Annotated in this window: 17 protein-coding genes and 1 tRNA gene; 7 read left to right on the top strand and 11 right to left on the bottom strand. The window is 71.1% G+C overall.

The annotated features are described in order from the left end of the window. The first annotated feature begins 48 nt into the window (after positions 1-48). Positions 49-2,040: a cellulose binding domain-containing protein gene (locus tag F1C12_RS20545; RefSeq protein WP_185276658.1), complete on the top strand. Its 1,992-nt coding sequence runs from the start codon at positions 49-51 to the stop codon at positions 2,038-2,040. Between the two features lie 20 nt (positions 2,041-2,060). Here F1C12_RS20545 and F1C12_RS20540 read toward each other — a convergent pair whose 3' ends face one another. Beyond that, positions 2,061-3,461 (bottom strand): MFS transporter, encoded by a 1,401-nt coding sequence (locus tag F1C12_RS20540; RefSeq protein ID WP_185276657.1) that lies wholly within the window; start codon positions 3,459-3,461, stop codon positions 2,061-2,063. 148 nt (positions 3,462-3,609) lie between these two features. Between F1C12_RS20540 and F1C12_RS20535 the strand changes: the two genes are divergently transcribed. Beyond that, entirely contained in the window at positions 3,610-4,365 is a 756-nt protein-coding gene (locus F1C12_RS20535) for an IclR family transcriptional regulator (protein WP_185276656.1), read from the top strand. Between the two features lie 28 nt (positions 4,366-4,393). On the opposite strand, the gene F1C12_RS20530 is transcribed toward F1C12_RS20535, so the two are convergent. The 3 genes from F1C12_RS20530 to F1C12_RS20520 all read right to left on the bottom strand — a co-directional run bounded on the left by F1C12_RS20530 (position 4,394) and on the right by F1C12_RS20520 (position 7,495). Beyond that, positions 4,394-6,295, bottom strand: a complete 1,902-nt coding sequence (locus F1C12_RS20530; protein WP_185276655.1) for an FAD-binding monooxygenase — start codon at positions 6,293-6,295, stop codon at positions 4,394-4,396. Positions 6,296-6,445: 150 nt separating this feature from the next. Beyond that, positions 6,446-6,518, bottom strand: a tRNA-Thr gene (locus tag F1C12_RS20525). A gap of 77 nt (positions 6,519-6,595) precedes the next feature. After that, positions 6,596-7,495, bottom strand: coding sequence for a DsbA family protein (locus F1C12_RS20520; protein ID WP_185276654.1), 900 nt, complete (start codon positions 7,493-7,495; stop codon positions 6,596-6,598). Positions 7,496-7,842: 347 nt separating this feature from the next. Here F1C12_RS20520 and F1C12_RS20515 point away from each other — a divergent pair, with 347 nt between their 5' ends. Next, a complete protein-coding gene (locus F1C12_RS20515; protein ID WP_185276653.1) occupies positions 7,843-8,937 on the top strand; it encodes an ABC transporter ATP-binding protein in 1,095 nt (364 codons plus the stop codon). A gap of 91 nt (positions 8,938-9,028) precedes the next feature. After that, positions 9,029-10,333, top strand: coding sequence for a DUF4032 domain-containing protein (locus F1C12_RS20510; protein WP_185276652.1), 1,305 nt, complete (start codon positions 9,029-9,031; stop codon positions 10,331-10,333). 30 nt (positions 10,334-10,363) lie between these two features. Here F1C12_RS20510 and rlmB read toward each other — a convergent pair whose 3' ends face one another. The 3 genes from rlmB to F1C12_RS20495 form a co-directional block, all read right to left on the bottom strand. Beyond that, the gene (gene rlmB / locus F1C12_RS20505) at positions 10,364-11,386 is read right to left on the bottom strand and encodes a 23S rRNA (guanosine(2251)-2'-O)-methyltransferase RlmB (protein ID WP_185276651.1); all 1,023 of its coding nucleotides are present in this window, start codon (positions 11,384-11,386) and stop codon (positions 10,364-10,366) included. Continuing rightward, a complete protein-coding gene (cysS, locus tag F1C12_RS20500) occupies positions 11,383-12,816 on the bottom strand; it encodes a cysteine--tRNA ligase (protein WP_185276650.1) in 1,434 nt (477 codons plus the stop codon). The genes rlmB and cysS overlap by 4 nt, the downstream gene beginning before the upstream one ends. A gap of 89 nt (positions 12,817-12,905) precedes the next feature. After that, entirely contained in the window at positions 12,906-13,286 is a 381-nt protein-coding gene (locus tag F1C12_RS20495) for a nuclear transport factor 2 family protein (RefSeq protein WP_185276649.1), read from the bottom strand. A 72-nt stretch (positions 13,287-13,358) separates the two neighbouring features. Between F1C12_RS20495 and F1C12_RS20490 the strand changes: the two genes are divergently transcribed. Then, positions 13,359-13,721: an ArsR/SmtB family transcription factor gene (locus F1C12_RS20490; protein ID WP_185276648.1), complete on the top strand. Its 363-nt coding sequence runs from the start codon at positions 13,359-13,361 to the stop codon at positions 13,719-13,721. Continuing rightward, a complete protein-coding gene (locus F1C12_RS20485; protein WP_185276647.1) occupies positions 13,714-14,154 on the top strand; it encodes an SRPBCC family protein in 441 nt (146 codons plus the stop codon). Before F1C12_RS20490 ends, F1C12_RS20485 begins: the two co-directional genes overlap by 8 nt. A gap of 86 nt (positions 14,155-14,240) precedes the next feature. On the opposite strand, the gene ispD is transcribed toward F1C12_RS20485, so the two are convergent. Together ispD and F1C12_RS20475 are read right to left on the bottom strand one after the other, a co-directional pair. Continuing rightward, complete coding sequence (gene ispD / locus F1C12_RS20480) at positions 14,241-15,401, bottom strand: 2-C-methyl-D-erythritol 4-phosphate cytidylyltransferase (RefSeq protein WP_185276646.1); 1,161 nt, start codon at positions 15,399-15,401, stop codon at positions 14,241-14,243. Positions 15,402-15,496: 95 nt separating this feature from the next. Further along, on the bottom strand, positions 15,497-15,979 hold the full coding sequence (locus F1C12_RS20475) for a CarD family transcriptional regulator (RefSeq protein WP_021763858.1): 483 nt from the start codon (positions 15,977-15,979) through the stop codon (positions 15,497-15,499). Between the two features lie 177 nt (positions 15,980-16,156). Between F1C12_RS20475 and F1C12_RS20470 the strand changes: the two genes are divergently transcribed. Then, on the top strand, positions 16,157-16,660 hold the full coding sequence (locus tag F1C12_RS20470) for a hypothetical protein (RefSeq protein WP_185276645.1): 504 nt from the start codon (positions 16,157-16,159) through the stop codon (positions 16,658-16,660). Between the two features lie 77 nt (positions 16,661-16,737). On the opposite strand, the gene F1C12_RS20465 is transcribed toward F1C12_RS20470, so the two are convergent. Both F1C12_RS20465 and F1C12_RS20460 read right to left on the bottom strand, forming a co-directional pair. Then, positions 16,738-17,421 carry a response regulator transcription factor gene (locus tag F1C12_RS20465; RefSeq protein ID WP_185276644.1) on the bottom strand — a complete coding sequence of 228 codons (684 nt, stop codon included), beginning with the start codon at positions 17,419-17,421 and terminating at the stop codon, positions 16,738-16,740. Next, positions 17,418-18,569, bottom strand: coding sequence for a sensor histidine kinase (locus tag F1C12_RS20460; RefSeq protein WP_185276643.1), 1,152 nt, complete (start codon positions 18,567-18,569; stop codon positions 17,418-17,420). Before F1C12_RS20460 ends, F1C12_RS20465 begins: the two co-directional genes overlap by 4 nt. Between the last annotated feature and the right edge of the window lie 164 nt (positions 18,570-18,733).

The raw sequence follows: 18,733 nt of genomic DNA, 5'->3' as shown, positions 1-18,733 counted from the left end.
ACTGACGTACCTCCCTTCGCCGGTCCGTCGTAAGTCGTCAGGAGTGCCATGCCCGAGTCAGCGCCCCGTCCCGCCCGCCACCGGGAGTCCGGTCACCGCGTCCGCGCCGCGGCCCGGAGGCTGCTCGGGCGGTTCCGCCAGGGCCGAGCCGTGCACCGGAGGCAGGCCGTCGTCGCCGCGCTGGCCGTCGCGGGTCTCGTCGGCGCCGGTGCGGTCGCGACCTCCGGGGCGCTGGCCGCGGCGACGCCGCGCGTGGAGGTGACCTGGACGACCGCGAACGCGTGGACCACCGGCTTCCAGTCGGCGATCACGGTCGCCAATGGCACCGGCACGACGCTGAAGCCGTGGCAGGTGCGGTTCGACTTCCCGCACACCCTGGTCAGCATCTGGTCGGCCGTCTCCACAGCGTCCCCCGCCGGGACGCTGACCGTCGGCGCGCCGTCGTGGGCGACGAGTCTGGCCCCCGGAGGCTCCGCCCAGTTCGGGCTGACCGCCACGCGCGCCGGGTCCGCGGCGATCGTGCCGGCCTCGTGCACGATCGTCGGCCTGCCGGCCGGCGCGAGCCTGCCGTGCTCGGTGAACGGCGGAGCGACGAGCGGGAGCTCGCCCACCCCGACCCCGACTCCCACTCCGACTCCGACGCACACGCCGACACCCACTCCGACTCCGACTCCCACCCCCACACCGGCTTCCGGCGCCGGCCTGGCCGTCACCTGGACGGTCACCTCCGAGTGGACCTCCGGCTTCCAGTCGTCCGTCGTCGTCGCCAACGCCTCGACGACGAGCCTGTCGCCGTGGCAGCTCGCCTTCACGACCGCGGACGGCGTGGTCAGCCTGTGGGACGGTACGGCCGCGACCACGAGCGACGGCTTCCGCGTGACCGCCCCCTCCTACGCGACCACCCTCGCCGCCGGCGCGACCGCGACCTTCGGCCTGACCTCCAGCAAGGCCGCGGGAGCCCCGCTCGTCCCGACAGCCTGCCGGGTCGTCGGCGCGAACCTCCCCTGCTCGATCAACGGAGGCGCGGCCAACGGGGGCGCGACGCCGACGCCCACGCCGACTCCGACCCCCACCCCGACTCCGACTTCCACGCCGACCCCGTCGCCCACCCCCGGCGCCGGCTCCGGCCTCCTCATCGCGCCCTACGTCGACATGGGCCTCTGGCCGACCGCCGACCTCACCTCGTTCGCGTCGTCGGCGGGCGTGCGCTCCGTCACCGCCGCCTTCATCGTCGCCGACCGCAGCAGCGCCTGCTCGCCCACCTGGGCCGGTTACACCGCGTACACGATCGGCGGAAGCCAGGACTTCCGCTCCGACATCACGGCCTTCCAGGCGCAGGGCGGCCGCGTCGTCGCCTCCTTCGGCGGCGCCGCCAACGACGAGCTCGCGCGGGTCTGCACCGATCCCGCCCAACTGCTCGCCGCCTACAATTCGGTGGTGTCGCGGTTCTCACTCGACCGGGTGGACTTCGACATCGAGGGCGCCGACGTCTCCGACTCCGCGTCGAACGTCCGCCGCGCCTCCGCCGTCGCCGCCCTCCAGCGCCAGCGTGCCGCGGCGGGGCACCCGCTGCAGGTCACGCTCACGCTGCCGGTCATGCCGTACGGCCTCCTCGCCAGCGGCCTCCGCACCGTCTCCGAATTCACCGCCGCCGGCGTGCAGCTCTCGGCCGTGAATCTGATGACGATGGACTACGGCACCGGGGTGACCGACATGGGGAAGGCCGCCATCGACGCCGCCACAGCGACCGCGGGCCAGCTGAAGTCCGTCGCCCCGTACGCCTCGTGGTCCGACGCCCAGCGCCTCGGCCTGGTCGCCGTGACGCCCATGTTCGGCCTCAACGACACCGGCGAGCAGTTCACCCTCGCCGACGCGACGACCGTGGGACGCTACGCCAGGGCCAACGGGCTCGCCGGCCTGAGCTGGTGGGAGCTGACCCGCGACCAGCCGTGCGCATCGGGCGTTCCCGCTTACATGTGCTCGGGGACGAGCCAGCCGCGCTGGGCGTACTCGCGGGCGTTCGTCGCGGCAGCGGGCTGACCCGGTCCCGCGTCAGCGCCTCACCGCGTCCCGACGATCGGCGAGGCCGCCTGCTCGGCCTCGTGATCCGGTCCGAGCGGGATGCCGGAGCGATCCCGCAGCAGCAGCGTCGCGACCAGTCCGACGAGCGTCATCCCCGCGAGGTAGAGCGTCACGGAGAACGTCGTCCCTGTCGCCTGCGCCAGCGCCGCCGCGATCGTGGGGGCGAACGCACCGCCGAGGATGGCCCCGATCGCGTAGGAGATGGACACCCCGGAGAAGCGGATCGACGCCGGGAACAGCTCCGCGTAGTACGCCGCCTGCGGTCCGTACGTCAGGCCGAGGCCGAGAGTGAGCACCGCGATGCCGCCGAAGAGCGACCCGACGCTGCCGAGCCCCACCAGCGGGAACAGCAGGAAGACCCCGCAGAGCTGCACGATCCAGCCGAGGACGTACGTGTTCCGCCGGCCGATCCGGTCGCTCAGCCACCCCGCGAACCAGGTCGACAGCAGCCAGGTCACGGCGGAGCCCGCGACCGCCCACAGCACCGGCCCGCGGTCGAGCGCGAGCGGCCCGTCCGGGTTCGTCGCATAGTTCTGGATGTAGCCGCCCGTGGTCATGTACCCGACGGCGTTGTTGCCCGCGAAGATCAGCGCCGCGATCACGACCAGCGGCAGGTGCCTGCGGAACAGCTGCGCGATCGGCGTCCTGGTCTGCTCCTTGCGCGTCGCGATCTCCCGGAACACCGGGCTCTCCTCGACCTTCCTGCGGATGTACTGGCCGACCAGGATGAGCGCGACCGAGAGCAGGAACGGCACCCGCCAGCCCCACTCCAGGAAGGCCTGGCCCGGCGCGATCACCGCCATCAGCGCCATCGTCCCCGACGCCAGCAGCAGGCCGAGCGGGACGCCGATCTGCGGGGAGACCCCGAACAACCCGCGGCGGGCGGTCGGCGCGTGCTCCACGGCCATCAGGACGGCGCCGCCCCACTCGCCGCCGGCGGAGACGCCCTGCACGATGCGCAGCAGGATCAGCAGGATGGGCGCCGCGATCCCGATCGCAGCGTAGGTGGGCAGCAGGCCGACGAGCGCGGTCGCGACGCCCATCGTCACCAGGGTGAGCATCAGCACGAGCCTGCGCCCGTGCCGGTCGCCGAGGTGACCGGCGATGAAGGCGCCGAGCGGGCGGAACAGGAAGCTGATGCCGACGGTCAGGAACGCGAGGATCGTCGCGAACTGCGGGCCGGCCGGCTCGAAGAACAGCTCGCCGAAGACCAGCCCGGCCGCGGCCGCGTAGACGAAGAAGTCGTACCACTCGACCGTGGTGCCGACGACGGTGGCGAACACGACCCTGCGGCGATCGGTCGCGGCCGCGAAGCTGCCGGTGGGGGTGAACGCGGCCTCCGGTGCGGAACCCGGAGGCGTGTGATTCGGGAGGCTCATGCGGCGGACTCTCTTTCGTGCGACGTCGTCGTCGGGCGCGCCGATCTGGCTCGAAACGCTCCAGCGATTGTATACGGTTTCATGTCAGATTTGAAGCGGACACCGGTCGCGCCCACGACCGACCCGCACGATGCGAAAGAATGGGCGCATGGAGAGCACACCTGAGGACGCGGGCGCACCGGACGCATCGGACTCACCGAGTGCGCCCGGCGCCCCGGCCCCGCACTCGCAGACGCTCTCCCGCGGCATCCGCGTCCTGGAGGCGCTGGCCGACGCCGACCGCCCGCTCACCATCGCCGAGCTCGCCGCCGCCCTCGGCGTGCACCGCTCGATCGTCTACCGGATCCTCCGCACGCTCGAGGACCACGGCCTCGTCGTCCGCAACCCGGCCGGGGCCGCGCTGCTCGGGCCGCGCATGGCGACCCTCGCGCGCGCCGTCTCGCGCGACCTCCAGTCCGCCGCCGTCCCGGAGCTCGGCGCCGTGGCCAACGAGCTCGGCATGACCGCCTTCCTCGCCGTCCTCGACCGCGGGGAGGTCGTCACCCTGGTCAGCATCGAACCGTCGCACGCGCACGCCGCCGTCGCCCAGCGGCCGGGGACGCGGCACCCGATCACCACCGGCGCGCCGGGCATCGCCCTCCAGTCGGTGCTCAGCGAGCCGCAATGGGCGGAGCTGCCCGACGGCCACCCGCGCGACGAGGCGCTTCAGGCCCGCGGACGCGGCTTCGCGACCTCCCACGACGAGGTCATCCCCGGCCTGGCGTCGGTGGCGGTGCCGCTCGTCGTGCACGGCCAGCCGCTCGCCGCGCTCGCGGTCGTGTACGTCGCGAACGGGCGGGATGTCGCCGCGATCGGCGAACGGCTCGGCCAGGCGGCCGCGGTCGTGGCCGGCGAGCTGCGCTGAGCCGGCCGCGACTCGGACCGCCGGAGCCTCAGACCGCCGGAGCCTCCGCCTCCTCGCGCACCGCCAGGATCGGCGCGAAGAACTGCCCCAGCTCGGTGTACTGCTCCAGCGGCAGCACCTGCGCCACGTACTGATCCGGCCGCACCACCACGATGACGCCGTCGCGGTCGACGCCGCGCGCGTCGAACACGTCGTCGCCCGGCGCGATCGCGTACACCTTCTCGTAGTCGATCAGGTCGAACGGCCCGGTGCGCGGCAGGAACGCCTCCGGCACCCGGCCGAGGTCGACGCCCGTGTGATCCTGTTGGTAGACGACCTTCACGTCGAACCACGCGTCCACGTCGGCGTCTCGCGGGCTCGCGGCGAGCGGCGACTGCGGCGAGGTCGTCAGCCAGTCCGCGAACGCCGGCACCAGCGCCCCCTCCCCCGCCGGCGCGGCGTCGGCGAACACGTAGATCCGCCAGCGGCCGTCCGCCGTCGCGTGGTGCCCGAGGTGAACCGGGTTGGTGTCGCAGACGCGCTCCACGATCGGCGACTTGAACCGCTTGCCGATCGGGAAGCCCGTCGCGAGCCCCTGGTGCTCCGGCTCCCCGACAATCAGGGACGGGGCGTACTCGGTCAGGAACCCGGCCGGGAACTCCGCGGTGCGCACGTAGAAGTCCTCCAGCTCGGACGGGTCCTTCAGATCCTCCGGCTTGGTGGCCATCAGCGTCGACCACTCCTTGTCGAAGTCGATCAGGTTCTTGGCGACCACGTGCCGCTCCGCCGAGTAGGTCGCCAGCAGCGACTCCGGGCTCCGGCCCTGCAGCACGTGGCCGAGCTTCCAGCCGAGGTTGAAGCCGTCCTGGATGGACACGTTCATCCCCTGCCCGGCCTTCGCGCTGTGCGTGTGGCAGGCGTCGCCCGCGATGAACACGCGCGGCGTCCGCGACCCGAGCGCGTCGAGCGGGATGTCGTCGAACCGGTCGGTCAGCCGGTGGCCGACCTCGTAGACGCTGTGCCAGGCGACGTTGCGCACGTCGAGCGTGTACGGGTGCAGGATCTCGTTCGCCTTCGCGATGATCTGCTCCATGCTGGTCGCCCGCACCGCGCCGTGATCGTCCTCGGCCACGGAGCCCAGGTCCACGTACATCCGGAACAGGTAGCCGCCCTCGCGCGGGATGAGCAGGATGTTGCCGTACTCGGACTGGATCGAGCACTTGGTGCGGATGTCGGGGAAGTCGGTGACCGCGAGCACGTCCATCACGCCCCAGGCGTGGTTGGCCTGGTCGCCCGCGAGCGTGCAGCCGATCGACTCGCGCACCTTGCTGCGCGCGCCGTCCGCGCCGACCACGTACTTGGCGTGGACCACCCGCTCCTCGCCCGCGTTCTCACCCGTGGTGCGCGCGAGCGTCACCGCGACCGGGTACTCGCCCTCGTCCTCCACCCGGAGGCCGCGGAACTCCCAGCCGTAGTCGGGCCGCATCCGCGTAGGGCCGTTGCCCATGAATTCGCTGAAGTAGTCGAGCACGCGCGCCTGGTTGACCAGCAGGTGGGGGAACTCGCTGATCCCGGTCGGGTCGTCCGCCGCGCGGGCCGCCCGCACGATCCGGGTGGGGTCGGCCAGGTCCGGCTTCCAGAACGCCATCTCGGTGATCCGGTACGCCTCCGCGGTGATCCGCTCGGCGAAGCCGAACGCCTGGAAGGTCTCCACGCTGCGGGCCTGGATGCCGTCGGCCTGCCCGATCTCCAGCCTCCCGCCGCGGCGCTCCACCAGCCGGGTGCTCACGCCGGGGAACTGCGCGAGCTGGGCGGCGGCGACCATCCCGGCCGGCCCGGAGCCGACGACGAGCACGTCCATGACCTCCGGCAGCTCCGGAGACCAGGCCGGCCCGGCCGCGGGCAGCACGTGGGGGTCGCCGGAAACATAGCCGTGGTGGTGGAACTGCATGGGGAGGCTCCTCACATCGTCGTGATACGTGTTCTATATCCGAACGACTGATTCGGATAACGCACAACCAGGATAGACGGCGCGACGGCAACCGACAAGCACGGCAGCGGCGGCGCATGAAGGACGGCACGAAGAGTTTCGGGGAGACGGAGCCGACTGCGAGGTTCGAACTCGCGACCGCTCGCTTACAAGGCGAGTGCTCTACCAGCTGAGCTAAGTCGGCGAAATGACGGACGCCCGTCGCGAACCATCCTAGGGGATGTGCGGCGGGCGCCCAGGTGCCTGGCGAGAAGGCCGGGGTCAGCTCTTCGCGCTCGGCGACGGCGTCGGCGTGGAGGTCGACGAGTACTCGTCGCCCTGCGCCTGGAGCACGAACGCCTTGAAGTCGTCGGCGTTCGTCAGCGAGCCGGTGTACGGCTTGCCGTTGACCAGGACGAGCAGCGCGTTCGTCATCTTCTTCACGCTGGAGTTCGGGATCGGGCCGCTGAGCGCGCGGTCGCTGGCGGAGCCGACCCAGGTCTTGAACCGGCCGTCGTCCACGCACGAGTCGATGTCCGACGGCGAGGCTCCGGAGGCCGCGGCGAGCTTCTTGAGCTGGTCGTCGGTGAGCCCGGGGCCGCCCTCCGCCGGCTGGTTCTCGAACAGGGTCTGGTTGAAGGCCCAGAACGACCGGGGCGAGTAGTTCGCGACGCAGGCCGCGGCGTTCGCGGCGCGCAGCGAGTACCGCGTGCCGGCGGAGTGGCTGGTGTAGATCGCGACCGGGTGCATCTCGACCGTGACCGCGCCGTCCTTCACCAGGGGTTGCAGCTGCTTCAGGTTGGTGCGCTGGAACTCGCCGCACAGCTTGCACAGGTAGTCGGCGTAGATCCGGATGTCGACGGAGCTGCCGTTCGGGTCCGGCGTGCTGGCGATCGGCTTCGCGTCGGCCGCGAGCGCCGGGGTCGCCTTGACCTTCAGGCCGGAGCCGACGACCACGCCGTCGCTCGCCATGTTCTTGGGGCCGGGCACGGTCGGCCGGATGGCGCCCATGATGACCACAGCGACGATGGCCGCGATCGCGAGGACGCCGATCACGATGCCGCCGGACAGCAGGGTCTTGTTCCTGCGGTCCCTGCGCTGCTGGCTCGTGCGGAGCTGTCGGGCTTTCTCCCGCGCGGCCGCGCGGACGTCGCCGCTGCGGCTCTCGTCGGGGTCGTTCATGGAACTCATATCTCGGGGGAATCGGCTCTCGGGGTAGGCGGAGCGGCGCGCGGGGGGACGTGCCGCCTGATGTGGCGTGAGCAGACGCAACCAGACGACCTTATTGCGGCATTCTGGGAATAGACCAGACATACCCCGCTCACGTCCCGAGCGCCACCTGCACGTTGCCCCCCGAGTGCGGGACGCCGGCCCTCCACGGCCTCCCGGAGACACGTGGTGAAGAGAGCGCTTCGGATGCCTTACTATGGGGGTCGTGGCATCGACGCCCCTGGACGTCGACGCCACGTCTATTCCATTCACAACGGATCGTCCGGCACGTACCTGCCGGTGAAGGAGACAAAAGAAAAATGGCGACTGTCACCTATGACAAGGCGACCCGGCTCTACCCGGGTTCCAACCGCCCCGCGGTCGACGCTCTCGACCTCGACATCGCAGACGGCGAGTTCCTCGTCCTGGTCGGCCCCTCCGGCTGCGGAAAGTCCACCTCGCTCCGCATGCTCGCCGGCCTCGAAGAGGTCAACGACGGCAACATCTTCATCGGCGAGCGCAACGTCACCGACGTCCCGCCGAAGGACCGCGACATCGCGATGGTGTTCCAGAACTACGCTCTGTACCCGCACATGACGGTCGCCGAGAACATGGGCTTCGCCCTGAAGATCGCCGGCGTCGGCAAGGACGAGCGCGCCTCCCGCGTTCTGGAGGCCGCCAAGCTGCTCGACCTGGAGCCCTACCTCGGCCGCAAGCCGAAGGCACTCTCCGGTGGTCAGCGTCAGCGCGTCGCCATGGGCCGCGCGATCGTCCGCTCCCCCCAGGTGTTCCTCATGGACGAGCCGCTGTCGAACCTCGACGCCAAGCTCCGCGTCCAGACCCGTACCCAGATCGCGTCCCTGACCCGCCGCCTCGGCGTCACCACGGTCTACGTCACCCACGACCAGACCGAGGCGCTCACCATGGGCGACCGCATCGCGGTCCTCAAGGACGGCGTGCTGCAGCAGGTCGGCACCCCGCGCGACCTGTACGCGCAGCCGAAGAACGTCTTCGTCGCCGGCTTCATCGGCTCCCCCGCCATGAACCTGTTCACCGCGGACGTCACCGACGGCGGCATCAAGTTCGGCAACTCGGTCGTCCCGGTCGAGCGCGACGTGCTCGCCAGCGCCGGCAACACCGTCACCATCGGTGTCCGCCCGGAGGACGTCGTCGTCTCCACCTCGGAGAGCGGCGGCCTGAAGGTCGCGGTCGACCTCGTCGAGGAGCTCGGCGCCGACGGCTACCTCTACGGCCACTCGGAGGTCGACGGCAAGCGCACCGACATCGTCGGCCGCGTCGACGGCCGCGTTCACCCGAACGCCGGCGACACCGTCTACATCACCCCGAAGCCGGGCCACGTCCACCTCTTCCACGCGGAGTCGGGCGAGCGTCTCGGCGGCGCCGTCGTCGACTGAGGTCGTCGCAGCTGATCCTCACTCTGCCGCAGTCCGGTCCCGGGCTGCGGCAGAGTGCTTTCCGCCCCCACCCGCTTCTGGAAGGCGCCTCATGGCCGGCTCTGTCAACATCACCGCGGCGACCGTCGATCCCGCCCTGCTCGATCTGCCCTGGAACCTGCCGCTGGACCAGTGGTCGAACGAGCACATCGCGCTGCTCCCCAAGGGCATCAGCCGCCACCTCGTCCGGTTCGCGAACCTGTCCGGCTACGTCATCGCCATCAAGGAGACGACCGCCGAGATGGCGCAGCGCGAGTACGAGATGCTGCGCACCCTCCAGCGCCTGGACGTCCCGTGCGTCGACCCGGTCGCCGTCATCAAGAACCGGACGGACGACGACGGCGATGCGCTGAACGCCGCGCTGGTCACCCGGCACCTCAAGTTCTCGCTCCCGTACCGTGCGCTGTTCTCCCAGACCCTCCGCCCCGACACGGCGACGCGCCTGGTCGACGCCCTCGCGGTGCTGCTCGTGCGCCTGCACATCGTCGGCTTCTTCTGGGGCGACGTGTCGCTCTCGAACACCCTCTTCCGCCGCGACGCCGGCGCCTTCGCCGCCTACCTGGTGGACGCCGAGACCGGCCAGCTCTACGACGGCGGCCTCTCGAACGGCCAGCGCGAGAACGACCTGGAGATCGCCCGCGTGAACATCGCCGGCGAGCTGATGGACCTGGAGGCCGGCGGCCGGGTGGACGAGGAGCTCGACCCGATCAAGGTGTCGAACGGCATCGTCGCCGCGTACCGCTCGCTGTGGAAGGAGCTGACCGGCAGCGAGTCGTTCTCGTCGTCGGAGCGCTGGCGGATCAGCCAGCGCGTGGAGCGCCTGAACGAGCTCGGCTTCGACATCGAGGAGCTGGCGATCAAGACCTCCGACGAGGGCACGACCGTCCGCATCCAGCCGAAGGTCGTGGACGCCGGCCACCACTCCCGCCGCCTGCTGCGCCTGACCGGGCTGGACACCGGCGAGAACCAGGCCCGCCGCCTGCTGAACGACCTGGACTCCTACTCGGCGACCCTTGGCAAGCGCGGCCTGGACGAGGAGGCGATGGCCCACGAGTGGCTGATGCGCGTCTTCGAACCCGTGGTCCGCGCGATCCCGTCCGACCTGAAGGGCAAGCTGGAGCCGGCGGAGGTCTTCCACCAGCTCCTGGAGCACCGCTGGTTCATGTCGCAGGCCGAGGGCCGCGACGTGCCGCTGGCGGAGGCGCTGACCTCTTACATCAACGACATCCTCCGCCACCGCCGCGACGAGGCCACGGTGGTCGGCCCGCCGACCGAGACGCTCAGCATCCCGGTGATCGGCGGAGCCACCACCGCGGAGATCGACGACGACGAGGACGACTGGCGGTCGAAGGTCTGAGGCCGTCGGGCCGGCCGCCGCGCCGCCTCGTCAGCGCTTCGCGCTCTTCCCCTCGGCCCGCAGCTTCGAGATCTCGTAGAGCGTGACGCTCGCCGCGATTCCGGCGTTGAGGGACTCGGTCGAGGCGGAGATCGGGATGGACACGACCGCGTCGCAGGTCTCGGTGACGAGACGCGACAGGCCCTTGCCCTCGCTGCCGACCACGATCACGACCGGGCGGTCGGCGAACGAGAGCCCGGGCAGCGACGTGTCGCCGTCGCCGTCGAGTCCCAGCACGAACACGCCCGCCTTCTTGAACTCCTTGAGCGTCGCGGTCAGGTTGGAGGCCATCGCGACGGGGGTGCGTGCCGCGGCGCCCGCGGAGGTCTTCCAGGCCGAAGCCGTCATCCCGACCGAGCGGCGCTGCGGGACGATGACGCCCTGGCCGCCGAACGCGGCGGTCGAGCGGATGATCGCGCCCAGATTGCGCGGGTCGGTGATCCCGTCGAGCGCGACGAAGAGCGGGGTCTGGCCCTTGCGCAGGGTGAGGTCGAGCAGCTCACCCGGGTGGGCGTACTCGTACGGCGGCACCTTGAGCGCGACCCCCTGGTGCACGGCGTCGCGGCCGGCGAGCCGGTCGAGCTCGGGGCGCATTACCTCCAGCACCGGGATGGCGCGGCCGGTGGCGATGGAGAGGATCTCCTTCATCCGGTCGTCCATCTCGACCCGTGCCGCGATGTAGAGCGTGGACGCCGGGATCGCCGCGCGCAGTGCCTCCAGCACGGAGTTGCGGCCGGTGACGATCTCGCTCTCGTCACCGCTCTTCGCCCGGCGGGCGGCGCCGGACGCACCGCGCGGGGCGCCGTCGCGACCGCCGCGCTGCTCGGCCTTGGCCGCGGCGCGTTCGCGCAGCTGCTTGTTCTTGTACGCGACGTGGTACTCGCGATCCTCCGCCTTCGGCGTCGGTCCGCGGCCCTCGAGCGCTTTGCGGCCGTGGCCGCCGGTGCCGACCTGGGCGCCCTTCTTGCTCTTCCTCACGGCCCCGGCGCGGGGCTTGCCACCCGAGTTCTTCATGCTTCGATACTCCAATGCGACCCCGACGGGGTGTCTTCGATACTGATACCCGCGGCGGTCAACTCGTCGCGGATGCGGTCTGCTGCCGCGAAGTCGCGCGCCTGGCGCGCCTCCTGGCGGTCTTCGAGCAGGCGGCCGATGAGCGTGCCGAGCGCGTGCTCGGCGGCGCTCGAACCGGCGGTGCGCCAGTGCGGCGAGAGCGGGTTGATGCCGAGCACCTCGGTCATCGCGAGGACGTGGCCGCGCGCGGCCGCGGCCGCCTCCAAGTCTTCCGCATCCAGCGCCGCGTTTCCTGAGCGAACGGTGTCGTGCAGCACGGCGAGCGCCTGCGGGACGGCGAGGTCGTCGTCCATCGCCTCCGCGAACGCGCCGGGCACGACCTCCACGCCGCTGCCGGCGAACCGCGTGCCGGCGAGCCGCCGGTCGACGCGTTCGAAGAAGCCGGCGATGCGGTCGAGTGCTGCCTCCGCCTCGCTGAGCGAGCCGTCGTGGTAGTCGATGGTCGACCGGTAGTGCGCCGACCCGAGGTAGTAGCGCACGACCAGCGGACGGGCGGCGCCGAGCAGATCGGCGGCGTAGACCGAGTTGCCGAGCGACTTGCTCATCTTCTGCCCGTTGACGTGCACGAGTCCGTTGTGCACCCAGTACGACGCGAAGGCGTCGCCCGCGGCCGTCGACTGAGCCAGCTCGTTCTCGTGGTGGGGGAAACGCAGGTCGAGGCCGCCGCCGTGGATGTCGAACTGCGGCCCGAGATAGCGGCGCGACATCGCGGAGCACTCGATGTGCCAGCCCGGCCGGCCGTCGCCCCACGGCGACGGGAACGACGCCGACGCGGGCTCCTCGGCCTTGCGTCCCTTCCACAGGGCGAAGTCGCGGGGGTCGCGCTTGGCCCGCGGGTCGGCGTCGGCCGCGGCCTCCATGTTGTCGATGCTCTGCCGGGTCAGCTCGCCGTAGGACGGCCAGCTCGTGACGTCGAAGTAGACGTCGCCCGAGCCGTCCTCGGCGGCGTAGGCGTGCCCGCGCTCGATGAGGCGGCCGATCAGCTCCTGCATCTGCGGGATGCTGGCGGTCGCGCGCGGCTCGTAGGTGGGCGGCTGGACGCCGAGCGCCGTGTAACCGGCCGTGAACTCCAGCTCGAATCGGTAGGCGAGCGCCCACCACTCCTCCGAGCCGCCCTGCGACTGGGCTGCCAGCGCGTTGACGAGGATCTTGTCGTCGATGTCGGTGACGTTGCGCACCAGCGTCACGTCCAGCCCGCGGTACGCGAGCCAGCGCCGCAGCTGGTCGTACACCAGGGCCGACCGCAGATGCCCGATGTGCGGAGACGACTGCACCGTCGGCCCGCAGACATACATGCCCACCGCACCCGGGCGCAGGGGGACGAAGTCGCGCAGGGCGCCGGCCTTCGTGTCGAAGAGTCGCAGAGTCACGGCACAAGCCTACGGGTCGCGGCATCCGCCGAGCGATCGATGACCGAAGAGGTGGAGAAGTCAGTCCAGCGGCGCGGCTGTGGAGGACGTCAGGTCGCGGCGCGCGCCGCGAGCGCCTCGTTGACCGGAGCGAACGCGACCCGGTCGAAGATCAGCTCGATCTCGGTGATCCTCCCGTCGCGCACCGACACCAGCTCGACGCACGGCACCGCGCCCGCCGCGGTGTCGGTCACGAAGTCGTAGACGACGCAGGCGCGGTCCCCGTCCGCGAAGACCTCCCGCACGTCGTTGCGCACGAGCGCGGGCAGCAGCCGCTCGAGCGCAGCCATCCACTCCCGTTTCCCGATCGTCCCTCCCGCGAAGCGCGCGGCGAGCCCATCGGCCAGCAACCGGTCGACCGTCTCCAGCTCATGGGCGCCGACGGCCTCGATGTACTCGCGTGCGATGGCCGCGTTCGCTGTCTCGGTCATGTCCTCTCCCTTCCACAAGTCAGGATAAGTACAAACCATCATTTGTGCTAGCCTGAATCCGACAGGAGACTCATGCCGCAGACCGCCACCGACTCCAGCGCCCACGACCCCGCCGACCAGTCCCTGGACGCCGCGCTCACCGCCCTCGCGGACGCGAACAGGCGCGCCATCCTCGCCGCGCTCCGCGACGGCCCGACGCCCGTCGGCCGGCTCGCCTCCGGGCTCGGCCTCTCGCAGCAGACCACCTCCCACCACCTCGGGGTCCTCCGTCGCGCCGGCCTGGTCTCCGCGAGCCGCGAGGGCACCCGGCACCTCTTCGTCGTGGACGACGACGGCCTCGCCGCCGTCCGCTCCTACCTCGACGACTTCTGGCCGAGCCGCCTGGCCGCGCTGAAGGCGGCCGTCGAGAGCCGTGAGGAGACCCCGGATGCCTGAACACCGGTCATCGGTCGACATCGCGGCGTCGCCGGACACCGTCTTCGCCTATCTCGTCACGCCGGAAGGCCTGACCGCGTGGATGGGCCAGCACGCGGTGCTCGACCCGCGGCCGGGCGGCGAGTTCACCGCCGACATCGCCGGCAGCCCGATCCGCGGGCGGTTCCTGGAGGTCGACGAGCCGCACCGCGTGGTCGTCAGCTGGGGTGTGGCCGGCAGCCCCGACCTCCCACCCGGCGCATCGACCGTCACGTTCACGTTGACGCCGATCGCGACGGGGACGCGCGTGCAGGTGCACCACGCCGGCCTCCCCGAGCCGCGCGTCGCCGGCCATCGCGCCGGCTGGGCGCACTTCCTCCCGCGGCTGGCCGTCGCCGCGAGCGGCGGGGACCCGGGCGCGGACGTGTGGAGGCCGCTCGCGCCCGCCGACTGAGAGCAGCGAGGCGCCCTGCGCGGTGGGAGAGGCAGCCCTGGTGCGGCGAAGAACCGCGCGCCCGCGCGCCTAGCGCGGGCGCGCGCCTAGCGCGGGAGCAGCAGCGCGGTCGCGAAGACGGCGATGCCCTCCCCGCGCCCGGTGAAGCCCAGACCGTCGGTCGTCGTCGCCGCGAGCGACACCGGAGCTCCGAGGATCCCCGACAGCAGCTGCTCCGCCTCCACCCGCCGCGGCGAGAACTTCGGGCGCTGCCCGATGAGCTGCACCGACACGTTGCCGATCCGGTAGCCCGCCTCCTCCACCAGCCGGCGCGCCTCCGCGAGGAACACCTCGCCGTGCGCGCCCGCGAACCGCGGGTCGCCCGTACCGAACACGCCGCCGATGTCCCCGAGGCCGGCGGCCCCGAGCAGGGCGTCGACGATCGCGTGGCACGCCGCGTCCCCGTCGCTGTGGCCCGACAGCCCCGGCTCGTCGGGCCAGTGCAGGCCGGCCAGCCAGAGCTCGGCGGACGGATCGAAGGCGTGCGTGTCCGTCCCGAAGCCGATCCGGGGAACGGCGGAGGGCGCGACCAGGTCGCGCGCGCGCTGCAGGTCCCACGGCGTGGTGATCTTGAACGCCTCCGTCGCACCGGGCAGCACCGTCACCCGGTGCCCGGCCGCGGCGACCAGGCCGGCGTCGTCGGTCTCGTCGGTGGTCGCGGCGGCGTACGCAGCGAGCAGCTGGTCGCGCGGGAACCCCTGCGGCGTCTGGACGGCGGCCAGCGTCGAGCGGTCCACGGTCTCGTGGACCGAGCCGTCGCCATGGACGCGCTTGATGGTGTCGCTGACCGGGAGGCCGGGGATGACCCCGTGCCCCGTCTCGATCACGGCGTCCACCACCGCGTCGAACAGTGCGGAGGGCGCGAGCGCACGGGCCGCGTCGTGGACGAGGACCACCTCGACGTCGTCAGTGATCACCGCAAGCCCGGCTGCGACGGACTGCTGGCGGGTGACACCGCCCGCGACCACCTCGACAGAGCGGCCGAACACACGCTGCGCGACCGCCGCAGCCTCGGCGACGCGGTCCGCGGGCACGACGAGCACAGGAGCGGCCGGCGACCGCATGCCGCGCACGGTATGCAGCGACCGCTCCAGGAGCGTCTTCCCGTCGAGCTCCACGAACGCCTTCGGCACCTCGGCCCCCAGGCGCGTGCCCGAGCCGGCGGCGACGACGACGACCGCCACGCGCGGTCCAGTGTTGCTGTTCACGTCACGAGACTACCCGGGCCGACCCTGCCGCCCCAGGAACGCCGGAAGGCCCGCGACCGAAGTCGCGGGCCTTCCGAAAGCAGGTGAATCGCGGGTTAGGAGGCGAGCACCTCGTCGAGGAGGCTGGAGGCCTTCTCGTCGTCGGTCTTCTCCGCGAGGGCGAGCTCCGAGATGAGGATCTGCCGGGCCTTGGCCAGCATGCGCTTCTCACCGGCGGACAGGCCGCGGTCCTGGTCGCGGCGCCACAGGTCGCGGACGACCTCGGACACCTTGATGACGTCGCCCGACGCCAGCTTCTCCAGGTTGGCCTTGTAGCGGCGGGACCAGTTGGTCGGCTCCTCGGTGAACGGGGCGCGCAGCACCTCGAACACGCGGTCGAGGCCCTCCTTGCCGATGACGTCGCGCACACCCACGAGATCCACGTTCTCAGCGGGGACCTCGATGGTCAGATCGCCCTGAGTCACGTTGAGCTTGAGGTACAGCTTCTCTTCACCCTTGATGATTCTTTTCTTGACCTCGGTGATCGTTGCAGCACCGTGATGGGGGTAAACGACGGTTTCGCCAACCTCGAAAAGCATAGATATGTTGTCCCTTCAGCAACGAATAGGATACCACACGAGGCACATGCTAAGGTTCGCCCCTGCGCCTCCTGGGAGGCCGGGGAGCCCTGTCGGCATACGGTAAACTCGTGCTCAAACCGCTTCGTCACACGGCATCAGCGCGCCGTCGAGCGGAACGATTCGGAGGATCATCCAGTGAAAGCTCGCGTCGCGGCGTCCATCGTCCTCGCCCTGGCGGTCGCAGCCGGCACAGCCGGGTGCGGATTCATCGCACCGCAGGCCACCACGAAGCACTACGACGCGAGCGACGGAGTCAGCGGCAACGTCGGGCAGATCGACGTGCGCAACGCCTTCATCGTCACCGACGGCGTCGGCGGCAAGGTCGGCAACCTGGTGGTCAGCCTGGTGAACACCGACAGCAAGAGCCACCGCGTCGCCATCACGTCGGCCGGCTCCGGCAGCGCCGCGTACGTCACCGTCGAGCCGGGCCAGGTCAAGAAGGTCGGCGCCCAGCCCGACAAGGCGTCCTCCAGCAACGTCTTCCTCACCCCGTTCGACGCGCTGCCCGGCAGCAACTACGACGTCTACTTCCAGTACGGCGACGAGACCGGCGTGAAGCTGCAGGTCCCGGTCCTCGACGGAGGCCTCCCGGACTACAAGGACCTCGTGCCGCCGACCATCCTGCCCGCGCAGGGCTGACGCCGGCGCGACCCGGACACACGGAAGCCGCCCTCGCGATGCGCGAGGGCGGCTTCGTCGCGTCGGAGCAACCGCCGTCAGGCGTTGAAGCGGTACCCGAGCCCGCGCACCGTGACCAGCATCTGCGGGTCGGACGGGCTCTCCTCGATGCGCGAGCGGATGCGCTTGATGTGCACGTCGAGCGTCTTGGTGTCGCCGAAGTAGTCGCTCCCCCACACCCGGTCGATCAGCTGACCGCGCGTGAGCACGCGCCCGGCGTTGCGGAGCAGCAGCTCCAGCAGCTCGAATTCCTTCAGCGGCATGGAGATCTCGTCGCCCTTGACCGCGACCGTGTGCCGGTCGACGTCCATGCGGACCGTTCCGGCCTCCAGGATGCCGTCATCCTCCAGCTCGGCCTCGTCCACCCGGCGGCGCAGCACGGCGCGGATGCGGGCCAGCAGCTCCCGCGAGGAGTACGGCTTGGTGACGTAGTCGTCCGCGCCGAGCTCGAGGCCGACCACGATGTCCACCTCGGAGTCCTTGGCGGTCAGCATGATGATCGGCACGTTGGAGCGCGTGCGGATCTCGCGGCAGACCTCGGTGCCGGGGATGCCGGGGAGCATCAGGTCGAGCAGCACCAGGTCGGCGCCGGCGCGGTCGAACTCCGCGAGGGCCGTCGGGCCGTCTTCGGCGACCGCCACCTCGTAGCCTTCGCGCTTGAGCAGGTACGCGAGCGGCTCGCTGAGCGCGGCCTCATCCTCGACGAGCAGGATCGCTGTCACAGGTTCTCTCCAATCGGGGGACGGACGGTGGCGGCCTCGGGCAGCCGGATGGTGAAGGTGGAGCCTCGGCCCGGCTGCGACCAGACCCGGACCTCCCCGCCGTGGTTCTGCACGGCGTGCTTGACGATCGAGAGGCCGAGCCCGGTGCCCCCGGTGTTGCGGGAGCGGGCCTGGTCCACCCGGAAGAAGCGCTCGAAGACGCGGTCGAGATCCTCCTCCGGGATGCCCTCGCCCTGGTCGGTGACCGCGATCTCCACGACGCCGTCGACCGTGCGCACGCCGATGCCGATGCGGGAGTCCTCCGGCGAGTACTGGATCGCGTTCGAGATGAGGTTGTGCACGGCGGTCACCAGCAGCGCCTCATTGCCGAGCACGATGGCGTCCTTCTCGCCGCGCATCGCGATCTCGATCTGGCGCGACTCGGCCGCGACCTTGTTCTGGTCGATGGCGGCGCGGACGACCTTCTTCGCCGACAGCTGCTCGGCGTCCCCCAGCGCGTCGGCGGCCTGGAGGCGGCTCAGCTCGATGATGTCCTGGGTGATGCGGGCGAGGCGGGAGGCCTCCTCGCTCAGCCGCAGCGCGAACCGGCGCACCTGCTCCGGGTCGTCGGAGGCGTCGTCCAGCGCCTCGGCGAGGAGGCCGACCGCGCCGATCGGGGTCTTCAGCTCGTGGCTGATGTTCGCCACGAAGTCACGGCGCACCGACTCAAGCCGGAACGACTCGGTGCGGTCCTCCGCCAGCAGCAGGATGTACCGGGACCCGAGCCGTGCGACCCGCACGCTCAGGTGGATGTTGGCGTCGCCGAACGGTCCGCGCGCGAGCTCGCATTCCTCGGTGACCGGCTCGCCGGTGCGGCGCACGCGGTCGACCAGCTCGACGAGGTGCGGGTGGACGAGCGCGCCGTTCCACACCAGCCCGATCGCGTGTGCGCCCGGGGACGCCTTGATGACGTTGTTGGACGGGTCGATCACGATGCCGGCCGACTCCATCGCGTCGAGCACCTGGTCGACGCCGTCGGGGACGGCCGGATTGGAGACCGCGGCGGCGTGGTCCCCGCGGCGCGCGGCGATGTGGAGGATCCAGACGAACCCCGCGCCGACGGCCAGCCCCAGGCCGAGCGAGAGCAGCACCAACCAGGCGGAGTCCATAGTTGAAGCGTAGGTGATGCCGGGAGGCGCGCCGTGACCGATGCGGCTCTGCGCCGCGTGTTTTCGCGGGTACGTTAGACAGTGTTCAGCCCTACGGCACCATCCGTTAACCTCCCGAAGCGACCATGCTGAACGGGGTCATCCGACCCCTGTATCCCGCGTGC

Source organism: Leifsonia shinshuensis (genome assembly GCF_014217625.1).
GTDB lineage: Bacteria > Actinomycetota > Actinomycetes > Actinomycetales > Microbacteriaceae > Leifsonia > Leifsonia shinshuensis_A.
This window is presented reverse-complemented; position numbering and strand designations above follow the sequence as displayed.

Excerpts from the sequence above, each read along its gene's own strand:
- F1C12_RS20545 (WP_185276658.1), top strand. The coding sequence starts at position 49 with ATGCCCGAGTCAGCGCCCCGTCCCGCCCGCCACCGGGAGTCCGGTCAC.
- F1C12_RS20540 (WP_185276657.1), bottom strand. The coding sequence starts at position 3,461 with ATGAGCCTCCCGAATCACACGCCTCCGGGTTCCGCACCGGAGGCCGCG.
- F1C12_RS20535 (WP_185276656.1), top strand. The coding sequence starts at position 3,610 with ATGGAGAGCACACCTGAGGACGCGGGCGCACCGGACGCATCGGACTCA.
- F1C12_RS20530 (WP_185276655.1), bottom strand. The coding sequence starts at position 6,295 with ATGCAGTTCCACCACCACGGCTATGTTTCCGGCGACCCCCACGTGCTG.
- F1C12_RS20520 (WP_185276654.1), bottom strand. The coding sequence starts at position 7,495 with ATGAACGACCCCGACGAGAGCCGCAGCGGCGACGTCCGCGCGGCCGCG.
- F1C12_RS20515 (WP_185276653.1), top strand. The coding sequence starts at position 7,843 with ATGGCGACTGTCACCTATGACAAGGCGACCCGGCTCTACCCGGGTTCC.
- F1C12_RS20510 (WP_185276652.1), top strand. The coding sequence starts at position 9,029 with ATGGCCGGCTCTGTCAACATCACCGCGGCGACCGTCGATCCCGCCCTG.
- rlmB (WP_185276651.1), bottom strand. The coding sequence starts at position 11,386 with ATGAAGAACTCGGGTGGCAAGCCCCGCGCCGGGGCCGTGAGGAAGAGC.
- F1C12_RS20495 (WP_185276649.1), bottom strand. The coding sequence starts at position 13,286 with ATGACCGAGACAGCGAACGCGGCCATCGCACGCGAGTACATCGAGGCC.
- F1C12_RS20490 (WP_185276648.1), top strand. The coding sequence starts at position 13,359 with ATGCCGCAGACCGCCACCGACTCCAGCGCCCACGACCCCGCCGACCAG.
- F1C12_RS20485 (WP_185276647.1), top strand. The coding sequence starts at position 13,714 with ATGCCTGAACACCGGTCATCGGTCGACATCGCGGCGTCGCCGGACACC.
- F1C12_RS20475 (WP_021763858.1), bottom strand. The coding sequence starts at position 15,979 with ATGCTTTTCGAGGTTGGCGAAACCGTCGTTTACCCCCATCACGGTGCT.
- F1C12_RS20460 (WP_185276643.1), bottom strand. The coding sequence starts at position 18,569 with ATGGACTCCGCCTGGTTGGTGCTGCTCTCGCTCGGCCTGGGGCTGGCC.